A 15,527-nucleotide genomic window follows, 5' to 3' on the forward strand; every position below is an offset into this window, starting at 1 on the left:
ACTTTTTTACCGACTTCGACTTGCTGGCCAATCGACATATTCGCGCAAGCCAACGTGACAGACGGTGTAAAGTTGTCTTTGGTCGTGCTAGTTTAATGTCAATTTTTCGTATACGTGGGCAAAACGCCTGTCAGAACATAGAGTTGGCGCCACGTTTTAAAGCGGTTTGCACAATGTAAACCCCTTATTTTTCAGCATTTTTTATAGAGGCACGGGATTACATGGAAATCGGTCTGCGCGAGTGGCTGATCGTCATCGGCATCATTGTGATAGCCGGTATTCTTTTCGATGGCTGGCGCCGTATGCGCGGCGGCAAGGGAAAACTGAAATTCCGTCTTGACCGAAGTCTGTCCAACCTGCCGGACGAGGACACCAGCGCTGAGCTGTTGGGCCCGGCCCGCGTGCTGGATACGCATAAAGAGCCGCAACTGGACGAACACGATCTGCCGTCGGTGAGCATGCCGGCCCGCGAAGCACGCGAGCCTCGCGAATCCGGCTCCAAGCGTGGCAAGCGCGGCAGCAATGGTCCGGCCCAGGGCGACCTGAACCTCGACCTGGATCTGGACGGCGGCCCGAGCTTCAGCAGCCGTGATGATGACTTCGTCGAAGACAGCAAGCCGGCGCCGGCCGTGGCCGACAAGGATCAGCCGCAAGCCGAAGAAGTCCTGGTGATCAGCGTGATCTGCCGTGACGCCGCCGGCTTCAAAGGCCCGGCCTTGCTGCAGAACATTCTCGAAAGCGGTCTGCGTTTTGGCGAGATGGATATTTTCCACCGCCACGAAAGCATGGCCGGCAACGGTGAAGTGCTGTTCTCCATGGCCAACGCGGTCAAGCCGGGCATCTTCGATCTGGACGACATCGACCATTTCAGCACCCCGGCGGTGAGCTTCTTCCTCGGTCTGCCAGGCCCGCGTCATCCGAAGCAGGCCTTCGACGTGATGGTGGCGGCAGCGCGCAAGCTGTCCCAGGAGTTGAACGGCGAGCTGAAAGACGACCAGCGCAGTGTGCTGACCGCACAGACCATCGAGCACTACCGTCAGCGCATCGTCGAATTCGAACGCCGCGCCCTGACCCAGAAGCGCTAAGGCCGAGATCAAAAGATCGCAGCCTTCGGCAGCTCCTACAGAGGAACGCGATCCCTGTAGGAGCTGTCGAGTGCAACGAGGCTGCGATCTTTGAATGATGAAACTGGAGCAGCCTCGGCTGCTCTTTTGCTTTATGAGAGAACACCCATGACTGCCGCCAAAAACCGCATTCTAGAGCTGCGCGCTGAACTCGATCAGCACAACTACCGGTACCACGTCCTCGACGAGCCGAGCATTCCGGACGCCGAGTACGACCGGTTGTTCCACGAGCTCAAGGCGCTGGAGGCGGCCAATCCCGAACTGATCACCAGCGACTCGCCGACCCAGCGTGTCGGCAGCGTGGCGTTGACTGCCTTCACCCAAGTGCGTCACGAAGTGCCGATGCTCAGCCTCGGCAACGCTTTCGAAGAAACCGACATGCGCGAGTTCGACCGCCGGGTGACCGAAGGTCTGGATCTGCCGGCCGGTGATCTGTTCGGTGGCGGCGCGGCAGTGGAATACAGCTGCGAGCCGAAACTCGATGGCCTGGCGGTCAGCCTGCTGTATCAGGACGGTGTGCTGGTACGCGGCGCTACCCGTGGCGATGGCACCACCGGTGAAGACATCAGCGTCAACGTGCGCACGGTGCGCAACATTCCGTTGAAGCTGCATGGCGACGGCTGGCCGGCGACCCTCGAAGTGCGTGGTGAAGTGTTCATGTCCAAGGCCGGTTTCGAGCGCCTCAACGCCTCGCAACTGGAAGTCGGCGGCAAGACCTTCGCCAACCCGCGCAACGCTGCGGCCGGCAGCCTGCGCCAGCTGGATTCGAAGATCACCGCCAACCGCCCGCTGGAATTCTGCTGCTACGGTATCGGCCAAGTCTCCCACGATATTTCCGACACCCACATCGGCAACCTCAAGCAGTTGCAGAAATGGGGCCTGCCGATCAGCCACGAGCTGAAACTGGCCAAAGGCATCGGCGAGTGCCTGGATTACTACCGCGACATCGGCGAACGGCGTAACGCGCTGGCCTACGAAATCGACGGTGTGGTGTTCAAGGTCAACAGCATCGCCGATCAGCGCGAGCTGGGCTTCCGTGCCCGCGAACCGCGCTGGGCGATTGCGCACAAATTCCCGGCCATGGAAGAGCTCACCGAGCTGCTCGACGTGGAATTTCAGGTCGGCCGTACCGGCGCGGTCACCCCGGTGGCGCGGCTGAAACCGGTCAAGGTGGCGGGCGTCACCGTGGCCAACGCCACCTTGCACAACATGGATGAAGTGGCGCGCCTGGGCCTGATGATTGGCGACACCGTGATCATCCGCCGCGCCGGAGACGTGATCCCGCAGGTGGTGCAAGTGGTCACCGAGCGTCGCCCCGAGAATGCGCGTCCTGTAGCGATTCCAGAGAGCTGCCCGGTCTGTGGCTCCCATGTCGAACGCACGCAACTGGTCAAGCGCAGCAAAGGCAAGGAAACCATCAGCGAAGGTGCGGTGTACCGCTGCGTTGGCCGTCTGGCCTGTGGTGCGCAACTGAAGCAGGCGATCATTCACTTTGTCTCGCGTCGGGCGATGGACATCGAAGGCCTTGGCGACAAGAGCGTCGAGCAACTGGTCGACGAAGGTCTGGTCAATTCGCCGGCCGATCTGTATGCGCTGAAGTTCGACGACATTGTTGATCTGGAAGGCTTCGCTGAAGTCTCCAGCAACAAGCTGCTGGCGGCGATTGAAGACAGCAAGCAGCCGGGGCTGGCGCGTTTCATCTACGCCCTTGGCATTCCCGATGTCGGCGAAGAGACGGCCAAAGTCCTGGCGCGCTCGCTGGGTTCGCTGGAGCGCGTGCAACAGGCGCTGCCACAGGTGCTGACCTACCTGCCGGACATCGGTCTGGAAGTGGCGTACGAGATTCACAGCTTCTTTGAAGATGCGCACAACCAGCAGGTGATCAGCGAGTTGCTGGGGCATGGCCTGCAAATTCAGGATCAGGGCGATCTGGGCGCCGAATTTGCCGCCAGCACCACCCTCGGCGGTCTGCTCGACAAACTGCACATTCCCTTTGTCGGCCCGGGCGGCGCGCAGAAACTGGCAGACAAGTTCGGTTCGCTGGACGCGGTGATGAATGCCGACTGGCTGGACATGCGCCAGGCGCTGCCGGAGAAGCAGGCCAATTCGGTGCGCGATTTTTTTGCTGTGGCCGAGCACCGGCAGATTGCCGAAGCGGCGGAGCAACAACTGCGTGATTTCGGCATGCACTGGCTGAGCGAGAAGAAAGTCGTCGAAGGCTTGCCGCTGTCCGGCGAAACCTGGGTGTTGACCGGCAAGGTCGAGCTGATGAGCCGCGATGTGGCCAAGGAACACCTGGAAAGCCTCGGCGCCAAGGTCGCCGGCTCGGTATCGGCGAAAACTCATTGCGTGGTCGCAGGGCCCGGTGCCGGCTCGAAACTGACCAGGGCCAATGAGCTGGGCGTGAAGGTGATGGACGAAGAGGCGTTTATCGCTTTCCTGAAGGGACACGGCCTGTCCGTTTAAGAACAAAAGATCGCAGCCTGCGGCAGCTCCTACAGAATTAGTGTCTTGCCACATTGACCCCCTGTAGGAGCTGCCGAAGGCTGCGATCTTTTGCTTTTCCCCACACAAAGCGTGGGAACGATCAGCGCACGAGGATGATCTAGTCTTGGCAAGCCCCAGGGAGAGATCGCCATGTACCGCTTTTTCGAGCAGCTCAGTTCTCGCATCGTCGCGCCGTTCATGGGCGAATCTTCACGCAACAGCAAAATCTGGCCGTGCCGCTGCGGCCAGTCGCTGTTCTTTCGCAACAGCCAGTGCCTGGCTTGCAGCGCCATGCTCGGCTATCAGCCTGAAGCAAGTCGCCTGACCTCGCTGCAACCGGGGCCACAGGACGGCAGTTGGACACTCGATGCCGATCCTGACGCCGGATTGTTTCGTCGCTGCGCCAATCTCGACACCCCCGCCGCCTGCAATTGGCTGCTGCCGGATAACGGCCGCGACAGCCTGTGCGTCGCCTGCAGCCTCAATCGCACCATCCCCGACCTCTCGGTGCCGGAAAACCCTGAGCGCTGGCGCAAAGTCGAAATCGCCAAACGCCGGCTGGTGGCGCAACTGATCACCCTCGGGCTGCCGGTCATCCCGAAAACCGTGGATGAAGAGCGCGGCCTGGCCTTTGATTTCATCGGCGTCGACCTCGAAGGCAACGCGCCAATGACCGGCCACGCCAACGGCCTGATCACCCTCGACATCAAAGAAGCCGACGACGCCCATCGCGAGCAGGTGCGGGCGGCGATGCATGAACCCTATCGCACGCTGCTCGGGCATTTCCGGCATGAGGTCGGGCATTATTATTGGGATCGTCTGATCGCCAACGGCCCGTGGCTTGAACCTTTCCGCAAGCTGTTCGGCGACGAGCGCGCCAGTTACGCCGAAGCGCTCGACCGTCACTACCAGCAAGGCGCACCGCTGGACTGGCCGCAACACTACGTCAGCGCCTACGCGACCATGCACCCGTGGGAAGACTGGGCCGAGACCTGGGCGCATTACCTGCACATGATGGACGCGGTGGACACTGCACTGGGTTTCGGCATGAGTGCGCGGGAAATGGACTTCGACTATCAGCCGTTTCCACCGAGCACGCTGTATGACCCGGAGCATCCCGGCGGCGCGGCGTTCCTGTCGTTCGTCAATGCGTGGATCGAACTGGCGGGCATGCTCAACGAGCTGTCACGCAGCATGGGCCAGCCGGATTTCTACCCGTTCGTGCTGCCGGCGGCGGCGATTGCCAAGCTGCACTTCATTCATCTGGTGATCCAGCAGGCAGGCGGCAAAGCGGACGAGGTGCTGACCCTGTAGGAGCTGCCGCAGGCTGCGATCTTTTCAGGCGCAGCGCATGTCCTTGAACCCGTTCATATTTTTTATCTGAAACCAACGGTTGTAACTTCATCTCAGATAGGTACAATGGCGCGGCTCGCCGACAGGTGAGTGTCGTTATGGTGACCCCATCGGTCCCCCCGCAACGATTACCCGTGAACCTGGTCAGATCCGGAAGGAAGCAGCCACAGCGGGAACATTGTGTGCCGGGGTGTGGCTGGTGGGGTTACCACCTTAACGAACAAAGAACGCTTCAACAGAACTGCATGGGTTTCGCCCACTGCGGTTTTTTTATGCCCGCGATTTGAGCTATCACGCCAGCCCCTGTAGGAGCGAGCCTGCTCGCGAAGGCAGCCGCCCCGATGCCTGTTCAGCCACCAAGGTTGAACAGTGGCATACTCCACCGTCTTGCTGCGCGCGCCGTTGACAAGTTCGCGTCCTGGCTACGAGGTTGTATGCACCCGGAACATCACGATTTATCCACCGCCGTTTATTTGCCCGTGACGGACGAGACCTGCGCGAGCCTGTTGCAGTCCGATGGCGTGACAATCCTCGACACGCTGACAGATGCGCAGCTCGCCGCCGTCCTGGTCATCCAGAATCTGGCCCAGGCCACCGAAAAGGATCTCACTGCCGCTGCGGCGGAGAAGGTGTTGGCGCGGCTGATTGCGTGGGCGGTCGATGGCCGGACAGGGCTGCTGTCCGAGGCGCAACGCCTGTTCGATCCGCGTCAGCTGTATTTCGGCCTGAACGCCATCAGGGGATTGAATCTGCGTTTGCTGTTGGCTGACGAGGTGTCGGCGCAGGATTACCTGCTGCCCGATGGCAAGTGGGATGACGAGTTCAAAACGCGCCACCACGCGGCCAACAATCCGTTCAGCCAGCAGATGATCAGCCCGGCACACCGCGAGCGCTGGCTCAGCGCCGCGCAAGACAAACTGGTCAGAACCTTCCGCGCCAACCTCGATGAAGACCTGCACGTCCAAGGCTACGCCGGGATCGGCAAGAGTCATCTGATCGGCGCCTTGACCGAGTGTCTGGGTCCCGGGAAAACCCTGCTGCTGGCACGCACACCGGAAAAACTCGCGACCCTGTGTCAGCGCATGGGTGTTGCCAGTGAGCGCAAGCCCGGCATCACCTTTGAGGCGTTCGCGCGCGGGCTGATTTATGGGCGCAAGCCACAGCCGGCAAGCGCCGCTGGCCGAGTCGCGAGCAAACAGAGTCTGGCGCAGGCGCTGAACATCCTGGGCTTTCGCGAGCACGATGCGCAACGCACCCTGAGCGTCTGTCTGGAAACCCTCGAGCGCTATTGCCAATCCCGGGACTACAGCCTGTCGGCGCATCATCTGCCGTATTTCAAGCTGTCCTTGTCCAGCCTTGAGTCCAAGGTGTTGCTGGAGTATTCGAGCCGCGTCTGGACTTATCTCGAGGCCAACCCGGCGTGGGGCCGGCAGAGCGGCTTCGAAGCCTTGTTACTGATCAAGCGGGCAAGCCTCGCGGGCTGCGTGGTGCCGCCGCGGTATACCCACGTGCTGATCGACGAGAGCCAGGACATTCCTGCGTCGCTGCTGCAGATTATCGAGCGCGGCCGGCAGGTGCTGATCACGCTGGGCGATGAGTACCAGCATGCCGAGCGTGATCTGGTGAAAAGAAAGCGTGAAGTGCGCCAGAGCGATATCACTTATTCAGTGCGTTCGGGGCGCAACGTCGAGCGTCTGGTCAATCCGCTGATTTCCCGGCACTCGGAAAAGAGCAAGATACCCTTCGAAGGCGCGCGTGAGGCGGACGTCGGCATCGAGTTTTATCCACAGGGCTTTGTCCCGCCGCAAGGTTGTGTGGTGCTGACGGCGTCACTCTGGGACACCATGAAGTGGGCGATGCAGTTGCACGATGCCAATTGCCCGTTCAGCTTTGCCGACATGAAAGCGCAGCGCGACCTCGAACACTTCATGATCACCGCCATCGAACTGTTCAGGGTCGACTTCTACAGTGCCGAACACAGCGAGAAGGGCCCGCATCGCTATTTCAGCGACGTGCCGAAGTGGCAGCAGGTGCGCGAGGCCAACCAGTACGACGAGGCGTTTCTGTGGGTCGAGGCCGAGCTGGAGAAGGGCTTCAAGGTGGCTGACCTGACCCGGCTCAACCGGATGATCGGCAGCCCCGGCAAAAGCTGCTTGTTGATGCAGGCCCAGGAGGCGGGCGGCATGGAGTTCGACCGCGTTCTGCTGACGCCCGAGCTGCTGACCAACGTGCAGTTCAAGGACGCCTACGCGTTCGATCAGCGGATCTGCGCCGTGTACATCGCCATCTCCCGCGCCCGCCAGCAGCTTTACCTGCCGTACGATGTGGTCGAGTGGATCGAGTTTCACGACTACCAGAAATTCCGTGAGTCGCACGGTTACTGAATAATTCTCTGTGGGAAATTTCCTCCCAAAAAAAGGGGTTATGGGGTGGTTTCCGAGGATCCGGTATACAGCCGGATGATGTCATCAATCTCCCCCGACATTTTCATCCGCAGCAACGTGCGCAGGATCCGCTGCACCGGCACCTGCGGGTCATTCCTCACATAGCAGCCGACATGCTGTTCCTGCAGCACCGCCACCCCCTGCAGTTGCTGCGTGGGCAGCAGGCGCTGATTGAACCAGTCCAGCGTCCATTGATTGCTCACCGCATAGCGATAACGCCCGGCCAGGAGTTTTTCCAGCACTTGTTCCTGATTGCGCGCGTCGTCGCGTTGCAGGTGGTCGGCGTCGAACAGCGGCTGCAGAGTCGGGTAGGTGTAGCCGAGCACGGTGCCGATCGATTGGCGGGGCAGGCGGGCGGGATCGACGTGGAGCGGTTGATCGTCGCGGCTGATCAGCAGATCGCGCTGGAACAGCAGCGGAAGGCTCCAGATGTAGTCTCCGGACTGATTCGGCAACCATGATTGTGCGGCATAGCAGCGCACGTCGACTTCACCGTGTTCCATGGCGTTCTGCACCCGGGCGCGCGGCAGCACATGGAATTCGGCGGGTACGCCGACCTGTGTCGCCAGGCTGAGCATGATGTCGTGGAGAATGCCCTGGGTGGGGCGGCCGTGCTCGATTTGCACCATGGGCATCGCCCAGCTGTCGGCCACGACGAAGCGCAGCGGCGGTTCGGCGGCGTTCACGCTCAGACTGATCCCCAACAAAGCTCCCAAGGCCCAACGCATAAATGCTCCGATGAGTCCCGACCACGAGCGAAATTTCCTCGCCAACAGCAGCTTAGCCAGATTAGACGAGCACACCGGATGCAATTTTGCCCTTGCTCCGCTAGCATTAGCCGCTTCAGCTTCCTTCGTTGCGACGGTTTTCGATGAGTTATCAGGTTCTTGCACGTAAATGGCGTCCGCGCTCGTTCCGCGAAATGGTCGGCCAGACCCATGTGCTCAAGGCTCTGATCAATGCCTTGGACAGCCAGCGGCTGCACCACGCGTACCTGTTCACCGGTACCCGCGGGGTCGGCAAGACCACCATTGCGCGGATCATTGCCAAATGCCTGAACTGTGAGACAGGTATCACTTCCAGCCCCTGCGGAGAGTGTTCGGTGTGCCGCGAGATCGATGAAGGGCGCTTCGTCGACCTGATCGAGATCGACGCCGCGAGCCGGACCAAGGTCGAGGACACCCGCGAACTGCTCGACAACGTGCAGTACGCGCCGAGCCGTGGGCGCTTCAAGGTCTACCTGATCGACGAAGTGCACATGCTCTCCAGCCATTCCTTCAATGCGCTGCTGAAAACCCTTGAAGAGCCGCCGCCATACGTCAAGTTCATCCTCGCGACCACCGACCCGCAGAAACTTCCGGCAACGATTTTGTCGCGTTGTCTGCAGTTCTCGCTGAAGAACATGACGCCCGAGCGCGTGGTCGAGCATCTGACCCACGTCCTGGGCGCCGAAAATGTGCCGTTCGAAGACGACGCGCTGTGGCTGCTGGGCCGCGCCGCTGACGGCTCGATGCGTGACGCCATGAGCCTGACCGACCAGGCCATCGCCTTCGGTGAAGGCAAGGTATTGGCCGCTGATGTGCGGGCGATGCTCGGCACGCTGGATCACGGCCAGGTCTTCGACGTGCTGCATGCACTGATCGAAGGCGACGCCAAGGCGTTGCTCGAAGCCGTGCGCCACCTGGCCGAGCAAGGCCCGGACTGGAACGGCGTGCTCTCGGAAATTCTCAACGTGCTGCACCGCGTCGCCATCGCCCAGGCCTTGCCTGAAGGTGTCGATAACGGCCATGGCGACCGTGACCGCGTATTGGCTTTGGCTCAGGCGCTGCCGGCCGAAGACGTGCAGTTCTATTACCAGATGGGCCTGATCGGCCGCCGCGACTTGCCGCTGGCGCCGGACCCGCGTGGCGGTTTCGAGATGGTGCTGCTGCGGATGCTGGCCTTCCGGCCCGCAGACACCGCGGACGCCCCGAGGCAACCGCTAAAGCCAGTGGGGATCAGCCAGGCCACAGTTGATTCCGCAAACTCCGTGGCTGCCGCGCCCAAGCCTGCGCCGGTAGTCGCTGCGGCCGTTGCGCCAACGCCAGCGGCGGTTGCTGCGCCGGCACCGGAGGCAGCGCCTGTGGTGACCGCCGCGCCGGAACCAGAGCCAGTCGCCGAAGCGGTGGTCGATCTGCCGTGGAACGATCCGGTCGAACCTGAGCCGGACCCCGCACCTGTGCAGCAACCGGCCGTTGAGCCGGTACTGGAAACCGCCAGCGAGCAGCCCGAATTGCCGCCGATGCCGCTGCCGACCCCGGACAGCGTGGTGCCGGATGCGCCGGAGTGGGCCGCTGCGCCGATTCCCGAACCGTCGGTCGCCGACGTCGATGCCGCCACGCCGGGCATGGACCTCGACGATGAGCCGCCGCTGGACGAAGACTACATCGAGCCGGACATGGATTCGGCTTACAGCTACCTCGACGACCTGGCCAGCGAACACACCGCCGAACCGGCCCCGGAACCCGAGCCGGAGCCTGCCGCCGCGCCGGCCACCGGTCTGGCGTTGCAATGGCTGGAACTGTTCCCGCAACTGCCGATCTCCGGCATGACCGGCAGCATCGCCGCCAACTGCACGCTGATCGCGGTCGATGGCGATCATTGGCTGATGCACCTGGACCCGGCGCACAGTGCACTGTTCAACGCCACGCAACAGCGGCGCCTGAACGATGCGTTGAACCAGTTCCACGGTCGCACGCTGAGCCTGACCATCGAGCTGATCAAGCCCGAGCAGGAAACCCCGGCGCAGGCTGCTTCGCGGCGTCGGGCCAACCGTCAGCGCGAGGCGGAGGAATCGATCCACGGCGATCCGTTCATCCAGCAGATGGTCCAGCAGTTCGGTGCGGTCGTGCGACACGATACTATTGAACCTGTCGATGCCTTGGTCGCCCAAGGCTAATAACTGAGGGCGTTCGGCGTTAAGCGCCGGGCGCTGTTTTGATCCAAGTACTTTTGAGGTGATTCCCATGATGAAAGGTGGCATGGCCGGCCTGATGAAGCAGGCGCAGCAGATGCAGGAAAAAATGGCCAAGATGCAGGAAGAACTGGCCAACGCCGAAGTCACTGGCAAGGCCGGTGGCGATATGGTCACCGTGGTCATGACCGGTCGTCACGACGTGAAAAGCGTCAGCATCGACCCAAGCCTGGTTGAAGGCCTGAGCGAAGACGACAAGGAAATGCTCGAAGCCGTGGTCGCCGCCGCCGTCAACGACGCCGTGCGCAAGATCGAAGCCAACAGCCAGGAAAAAATGGGCAGCATGACCGCCGGCATGAACCTGCCAGCAGGTATGAAACTGCCATTCTGATTCGCCATCGCGAGTTGGATGAGCTACACAAAATGCCAGGCATCGCGCCTGGCATTTTTGTTTCTGCTTCCTGGAGGTGGGGTGTCTCTGAGGCCGCCTTCGCGAGCAGGCTCGCTCCCACCTTAGAATGCGTTTCCCTGTGGGAGCGAGCCTGCTCGCGAATGAACTCACCTCGGTACAATTGAATAAACATCGAACGCCCCAATGCCACAAAGGTCTGCTCCCTATACCCCCGAATTCTTCATTCACAGGAGACGCTGACATGTCCGACCCTCTGACCCTCAACCAACGCTTTGTCCTCGCCTCGCGCCCTGTCGGTGCGCCGACCCCGGAAAACTTCCGTCTGGAGCGCGAAGCGTTGCCGGATCTCGAAGACGGCCAGGTGCTGCTGAAAACCTTGTACCTGTCGCTGGACCCTTACATGCGCGGACGCATGAGTGACGCACCGTCCTACGCCGCGCCGGTACAAATCGGTGAAGTGATGACCGGTGGTGCTGTCAGCCGAGTCGAGGATTCGCGTCATCCGAAATTCCACCAGGGTGATCTGGTGGTCGGCCTCACCGGCTGGCAGAGCCACAGCATCAGCGATGGCCGCAATATCATGCCGATCCCGTCCGGCCTGCCGAGTCCGTCGATGGCGCTTGGCGTGTTGGGCATGCCGGGTATGACTGCGTACATGGGGCTGATCGACATCGGTCAGCCGAAAGAAGGTGAAACGCTTGTCGTGGCTGCTGCGTCCGGCGCCGTCGGCTCGGTGGTGGGTCAAGTGGCAAAGATCAAAGGCCTGCGCGCCGTGGGTGTGGCCGGTGGTGCCGACAAATGCAAATACGTGGTCGAAGAGCTGGGTTTCGATGCCTGCATCGATCACAAGGCGCCGGACTTTGCCGAGCAACTGGCCAAGGCCTGCCCGAACGGCATCGATATCTATTATGAAAACGTGGGCGGGCATGTCTTCGATGCGGTGGTGCCGCTGCTCAATCCCAAGGCGCGCATTCCACTGTGCGGGCTGATTGCCGGTTACAACGCCACTGAAGCGCCGCAGGGCCCGGATCGTCTGCCAATGCTGCAGCGTACGTTGCTGACCAAGCGTGTGCGGATTCAGGGCTTCATCGTGTTTGATGACTATGGCGACCGTCAGCCGGAGTTCATCAGCCACATGGTGCCGTGGGTGCGCGACGGCAAGGTGAAATTCCGCGAAGACGTGGTGGAAGGTCTGGAGCAGGCACCCGAGGCGTTTATCGGTCTGCTGGAGGGACGCAACTTCGGCAAACTGGTGGTGAAGGTTGCCCAGGACTGAGCATTTGACGCTGGCCAGAGGCGCGGGTATAAACCGCGTCTCGTTGTTTTGTCGGACTTTTTACCCATGAGCTTCAGCCCTTTGATTCGCCAACTGATCGACGCCCTGCGCACCTTGCCCGGCGTGGGTCAGAAAACCGCCCAGCGCATGGCGTTGCAGTTGCTCGAGCGTGACCGCAGCGGCGGCACGCGCCTGGCCCAGGCCTTGAGCCAGGCCATGGAAGGGGTGGGGCACTGCCGTCAGTGCCGCACGCTGACCGAAGACGATCTGTGCCCACAATGCGCTGACACGCGCCGCGACGACACGCTGCTGTGCGTAGTGGAGGGGCCGATGGATGTGTATGCGGTGGAGCAGACCGGTTTCCGTGGACGCTACTTCGTGCTCAAGGGCCACCTGTCGCCGCTCGATGGTCTGGGGCCGGAAGCCATCGGTATTCCGCAGTTGATGGCGCGCATTGAAGAGGCCGGCACCTTTACCGAAGTCATCCTCGCCACCAACCCGACGGTGGAAGGTGAGGCGACCGCGCATTACATCGCCCAGCTTCTGGCCAACAAAGGCCTGATCGCCTCGCGGATTGCCCACGGTGTGCCGCTGGGTGGTGAGCTGGAGTTGGTGGATGGCGGGACGCTGGCGCATTCGTTTGCAGGGCGTAAACCGATTTCCCTCTGACAGGTGTATCGCCTGATCTGGCCCCATCGCTGGCAAGCCAGCTCCCACAGTGATTTCGGTCGTTCACAAATGTTGTGCACACTAAAGAAACCTGTGGGAGCTGGCTTGCCAGCGATGGGCGCACCTCGATTTGGCTGATTCACACAATTGTGTTGAAAACCAAGCAAGCGCTCGGTTAACGTCGGCCAATCCTTCGATGGAGTTCGCCGATGCCTGCCTTCCAGGAATACTTCGACCCCAGCCACCAAATGGTCCGCGACAGCGTCAGACGTTTCGTCGAGCGCGAGATCCTGCCGGACGTCGATGCGTGGGAAGAAGCCGAAGGCTTTCCCCGTGAGCTGTACCTGAAGGCCGGGGCGGCGGGGATTCTTGGCATCGGTTTTCCCGAAGCGCTGGGTGGCAGCCACGAAGGTGATCTGTTCGCCAAGGTTGCCGCCAGCGAAGAACTGATGCGCTGCGGTTCCGGTGGTCTGGTTGCCGGCCTCGGCTCGCTGGATATCGGCCTGCCACCGATCGTCAAATGGGCCCGGCCCGAAGTGCGCGAGCGCGTCGTGCCGCAAGTGCTCAGCGGCGAGAAAATCAGTGCGTTGGCGATTACCGAACCCGGCGGTGGTTCCGACGTTGCCAGCCTGCAAACCCGCGCCGTGCGTGACGGCGACGTCTACCGGGTCAGCGGCAGCAAGACCTTCATTACCAGTGGCGTACGCGCCGACTTCTATACCGTCGCCGTGCGCACCGGAGCGCCGGGTTTCGGCGGCATCAGCCTGCTGTTGATCGAGAAGGGCACCCCCGGCTTCACCGTCGGCCGCCAGTTGAAAAAAATGGGCTGGTGGGCCTCGGACACCGCTGAGCTGTTCTTCGACGATTGCAGGGTGCCTGTGGGCAATCTGATCGGCGCCGAGAACATGGGCTTCGCCTGCATCATGGGCAATTTCCAGAGTGAACGACTGGCGCTGGCGCTGATGGCCAACATGACCTCGCAGCTCGCGCTCGAAGAAGCGCTGAAATGGGCGCGCGAGCGTGAAGCATTCGGCAAGCCGATCGGCAAGTTTCAGGTGATCAAACATCGGTTGGCCGAAATGGCCACGGCGCTGGAAGTATCGCGCGAGTTCACCTATCGGCAAGCGGCGAAAATGGCGGCGGGGCAGAGCGTGATCAAGGAGATTTCCATGGCCAAGAACGTCGCCACGGACACCTCGGACCGGATCACCAGCGAGGCGGTGCAGATTCTTGGTGGCCTGGGTTTCATGCGCGAAAGTCTTGTGGAGCGGCTGTATCGGGATAACCGCATTCTGTCGATCGGCGGCGGGACACGGGAGGTGATGAACGAGATCATCAGCAAGCAGATGGGGCTTTAAAAGCAAAAGATCGCAGCCTTCGGCAGCTCCTACAGGGAAACGCACATCCCTTGTAGGAGCTGCCGAAGGCTGCGATCTTTTGATCTTTACTATTTATCGGTCAAAGCAAACTGCGTCAGGCAGAAGGTAGGGATGCCCATATCTTCCAGACGCTGCGAACCGCCCAGCTCCGGCAGATCAATGATCGCCGCTGCCTCATGCACCCGCGCGCCCATGCGGCGAATCAGGTTGGCCGCTGCGATCAGCGTGCCACCGGTGGCAATCAGGTCATCGAACATCACCACCGAATCACCTTCGCACAGGCTGTCGGCGTGGACTTCAAGGAACGCTTCGCCGTATTCGGTCGCGTAACCTTCGGCCAACACGTCCGCCGGCAGTTTGCCCTGCTTGCGGAACAGCACCAGCGGTTTGTTCAACTGGTAGGCCAGCACCGAACCGATCAGGAAGCCGCGCGCATCCATCGCGCCGATGTGGGTGAAGTCGGCTTCCACATAGCGGTGGGCGAAGCTGTCCATCACCAGGCGCAGGGCCTTGGGCGACTGGAACAGCGGGGTGATGTCGCGAAAGATCACGCCCGGTTTCGGGAAGTCGATCACGGGGCGGATCAGGGATTTGATGTCGAAGGAGTCGAAGACCATCGTCGAGGTGTCCTGGCAGGGCTGCAAACGGCGCAGTATACCCGCGGCTGAAACGCTTCGCTCAACCGCGGATCGAGATCAGCCTTCGAGCGAGCCGCCGGCCAGGGCACAGAGCTGGATCGGGTCGAGGATGTGGATCTCTTTGCCCTCGGCGGCGATCAGTTCGTTCTGCTGGAAGCGGGTGAATACCCGGGACACGGTTTCCACCGCCAGGCCCAGGTAATTGCCGATTTCGTTGCGCGACATGCTCAGGCGGAACTGGTTGGCCGAGAAACCGCGAGCGCGGAAGCGGGCCGACAGGTTGACCAGGAACGTGGCGATGCGCTCGTCGGCGGTTTTCTTCGACAGCAACAGCATCATTTGCTGATCGTCACGGATCTCGCGGCTCATCACCCGCATCAGCTGCCGGCGCAGCTGCGGCAGTTGCAGGGCCAGTTCGTCGAGGCGTTCGAAAGGGATTTCACAGACCGAGGTGGTTTCCAGCGCTTGGGCCGACACTGGATGTTTCTCGGTGTCCATGCCGGACAGACCGACCAGTTCGCTCGGCAGGTGGAAACCGGTGAGCTGTTCTTCGCCGGTGTCGCTCAGGCTGAAGGTCTTCAGGGCGCCGGAGCGTACTGCATAAACGGAATCGAAGGTGTCACCCTGGCGGAACAGGAACTCACCCTTTTTCAACGGGCGACCACGTTTAACGATTTCGTCCAGCGCATCCATGTCTTCCAGATTCAGAGAAAGTGGCAGGCAGAGAGGGGCCAGGCTGCAATCCTTGCAATGGGCCTGGTTGTGAGCGCGCAGTTTGACTGGCTCGGACAT

The 15,527-nt window shown here is 61.4% G+C and carries 12 protein-coding genes and 1 other RNA gene; 10 read left to right on the forward strand and 3 right to left on the reverse strand.

The features are described 5' to 3' along the window. Nucleotides 1-221 precede the first annotated feature (221 nt). The 5 genes from zipA (at nt 222) to ACYZUM_RS05820 (ending at nt 7,348) form a co-directional block, all read left to right on the forward strand. Nucleotides 222-1,085, forward strand: a complete 864-nt coding sequence (gene zipA / locus ACYZUM_RS05800; protein ID WP_047293036.1) for a cell division protein ZipA — start codon at nt 222-224, stop codon at nt 1,083-1,085. 147 nt (nt 1,086-1,232) lie between these two features. Continuing rightward, nucleotides 1,233-3,590, forward strand: coding sequence for an NAD-dependent DNA ligase LigA (gene ligA, locus ACYZUM_RS05805; RefSeq protein WP_108182170.1), 2,358 nt, complete (start codon nt 1,233-1,235; stop codon nt 3,588-3,590). Between the two features lie 171 nt (nt 3,591-3,761). Further along, a complete protein-coding gene (locus tag ACYZUM_RS05810; RefSeq protein WP_108182171.1) occupies nt 3,762-4,925 on the forward strand; it encodes a zinc-binding metallopeptidase family protein in 1,164 nt (387 codons plus the stop codon). A gap of 147 nt (nt 4,926-5,072) precedes the next feature. Further along, an RNA gene (gene ffs / locus ACYZUM_RS05815) (signal recognition particle sRNA small type) lies at nt 5,073-5,169 on the forward strand. Nucleotides 5,170-5,398: 229 nt separating this feature from the next. Beyond that, the gene (locus ACYZUM_RS05820; protein WP_108182172.1) at nt 5,399-7,348 is read left to right on the forward strand and encodes a hypothetical protein; all 1,950 of its coding nucleotides are present in this window, start codon (nt 5,399-5,401) and stop codon (nt 7,346-7,348) included. 38 nt (nt 7,349-7,386) lie between these two features. Here ACYZUM_RS05820 and ACYZUM_RS05825 read toward each other — a convergent pair whose 3' ends face one another. Next, nucleotides 7,387-8,136 (reverse strand): substrate-binding periplasmic protein, encoded by a 750-nt coding sequence (locus ACYZUM_RS05825; RefSeq protein ID WP_108182173.1) that lies wholly within the window; start codon nt 8,134-8,136, stop codon nt 7,387-7,389. Nucleotides 8,137-8,279: 143 nt separating this feature from the next. Here ACYZUM_RS05825 and dnaX point away from each other — a divergent pair, with 143 nt between their 5' ends. The 5 genes from dnaX (at nt 8,280) to ACYZUM_RS05850 (ending at nt 14,076) form a co-directional block, all read left to right on the forward strand. Beyond that, the gene (gene dnaX / locus ACYZUM_RS05830) at nt 8,280-10,346 is read left to right on the forward strand and encodes a DNA polymerase III subunit gamma/tau (RefSeq protein WP_108182174.1); all 2,067 of its coding nucleotides are present in this window, start codon (nt 8,280-8,282) and stop codon (nt 10,344-10,346) included. A gap of 67 nt (nt 10,347-10,413) precedes the next feature. Then, the gene (locus tag ACYZUM_RS05835; RefSeq protein ID WP_003223337.1) at nt 10,414-10,752 is read left to right on the forward strand and encodes a YbaB/EbfC family nucleoid-associated protein; all 339 of its coding nucleotides are present in this window, start codon (nt 10,414-10,416) and stop codon (nt 10,750-10,752) included. A gap of 262 nt (nt 10,753-11,014) precedes the next feature. Further along, nucleotides 11,015-12,049: an NADP-dependent oxidoreductase gene (locus ACYZUM_RS05840; RefSeq protein WP_086794902.1), complete on the forward strand. Its 1,035-nt coding sequence runs from the start codon at nt 11,015-11,017 to the stop codon at nt 12,047-12,049. Nucleotides 12,050-12,115: 66 nt separating this feature from the next. After that, a complete protein-coding gene (gene recR, locus ACYZUM_RS05845) occupies nt 12,116-12,718 on the forward strand; it encodes a recombination mediator RecR (protein ID WP_007965550.1) in 603 nt (200 codons plus the stop codon). A gap of 209 nt (nt 12,719-12,927) precedes the next feature. Next, nucleotides 12,928-14,076: an acyl-CoA dehydrogenase family protein gene (locus tag ACYZUM_RS05850; protein ID WP_108182175.1), complete on the forward strand. Its 1,149-nt coding sequence runs from the start codon at nt 12,928-12,930 to the stop codon at nt 14,074-14,076. A gap of 89 nt (nt 14,077-14,165) precedes the next feature. Here the strand turns inward: ACYZUM_RS05850 and ACYZUM_RS05855 are convergent, their stop codons facing one another. Both ACYZUM_RS05855 and fnr read right to left on the reverse strand, forming a co-directional pair. Further along, nucleotides 14,166-14,714, reverse strand: a complete 549-nt coding sequence (locus tag ACYZUM_RS05855; RefSeq protein ID WP_003223345.1) for an adenine phosphoribosyltransferase — start codon at nt 14,712-14,714, stop codon at nt 14,166-14,168. Nucleotides 14,715-14,792: 78 nt separating this feature from the next. Next, nucleotides 14,793-15,527, reverse strand: coding sequence for a fumarate/nitrate reduction transcriptional regulator Fnr (fnr, locus tag ACYZUM_RS05860; protein ID WP_025110355.1), 735 nt, complete (start codon nt 15,525-15,527; stop codon nt 14,793-14,795).

The organism is Pseudomonas sp. m6p (assembly GCF_055760375.1).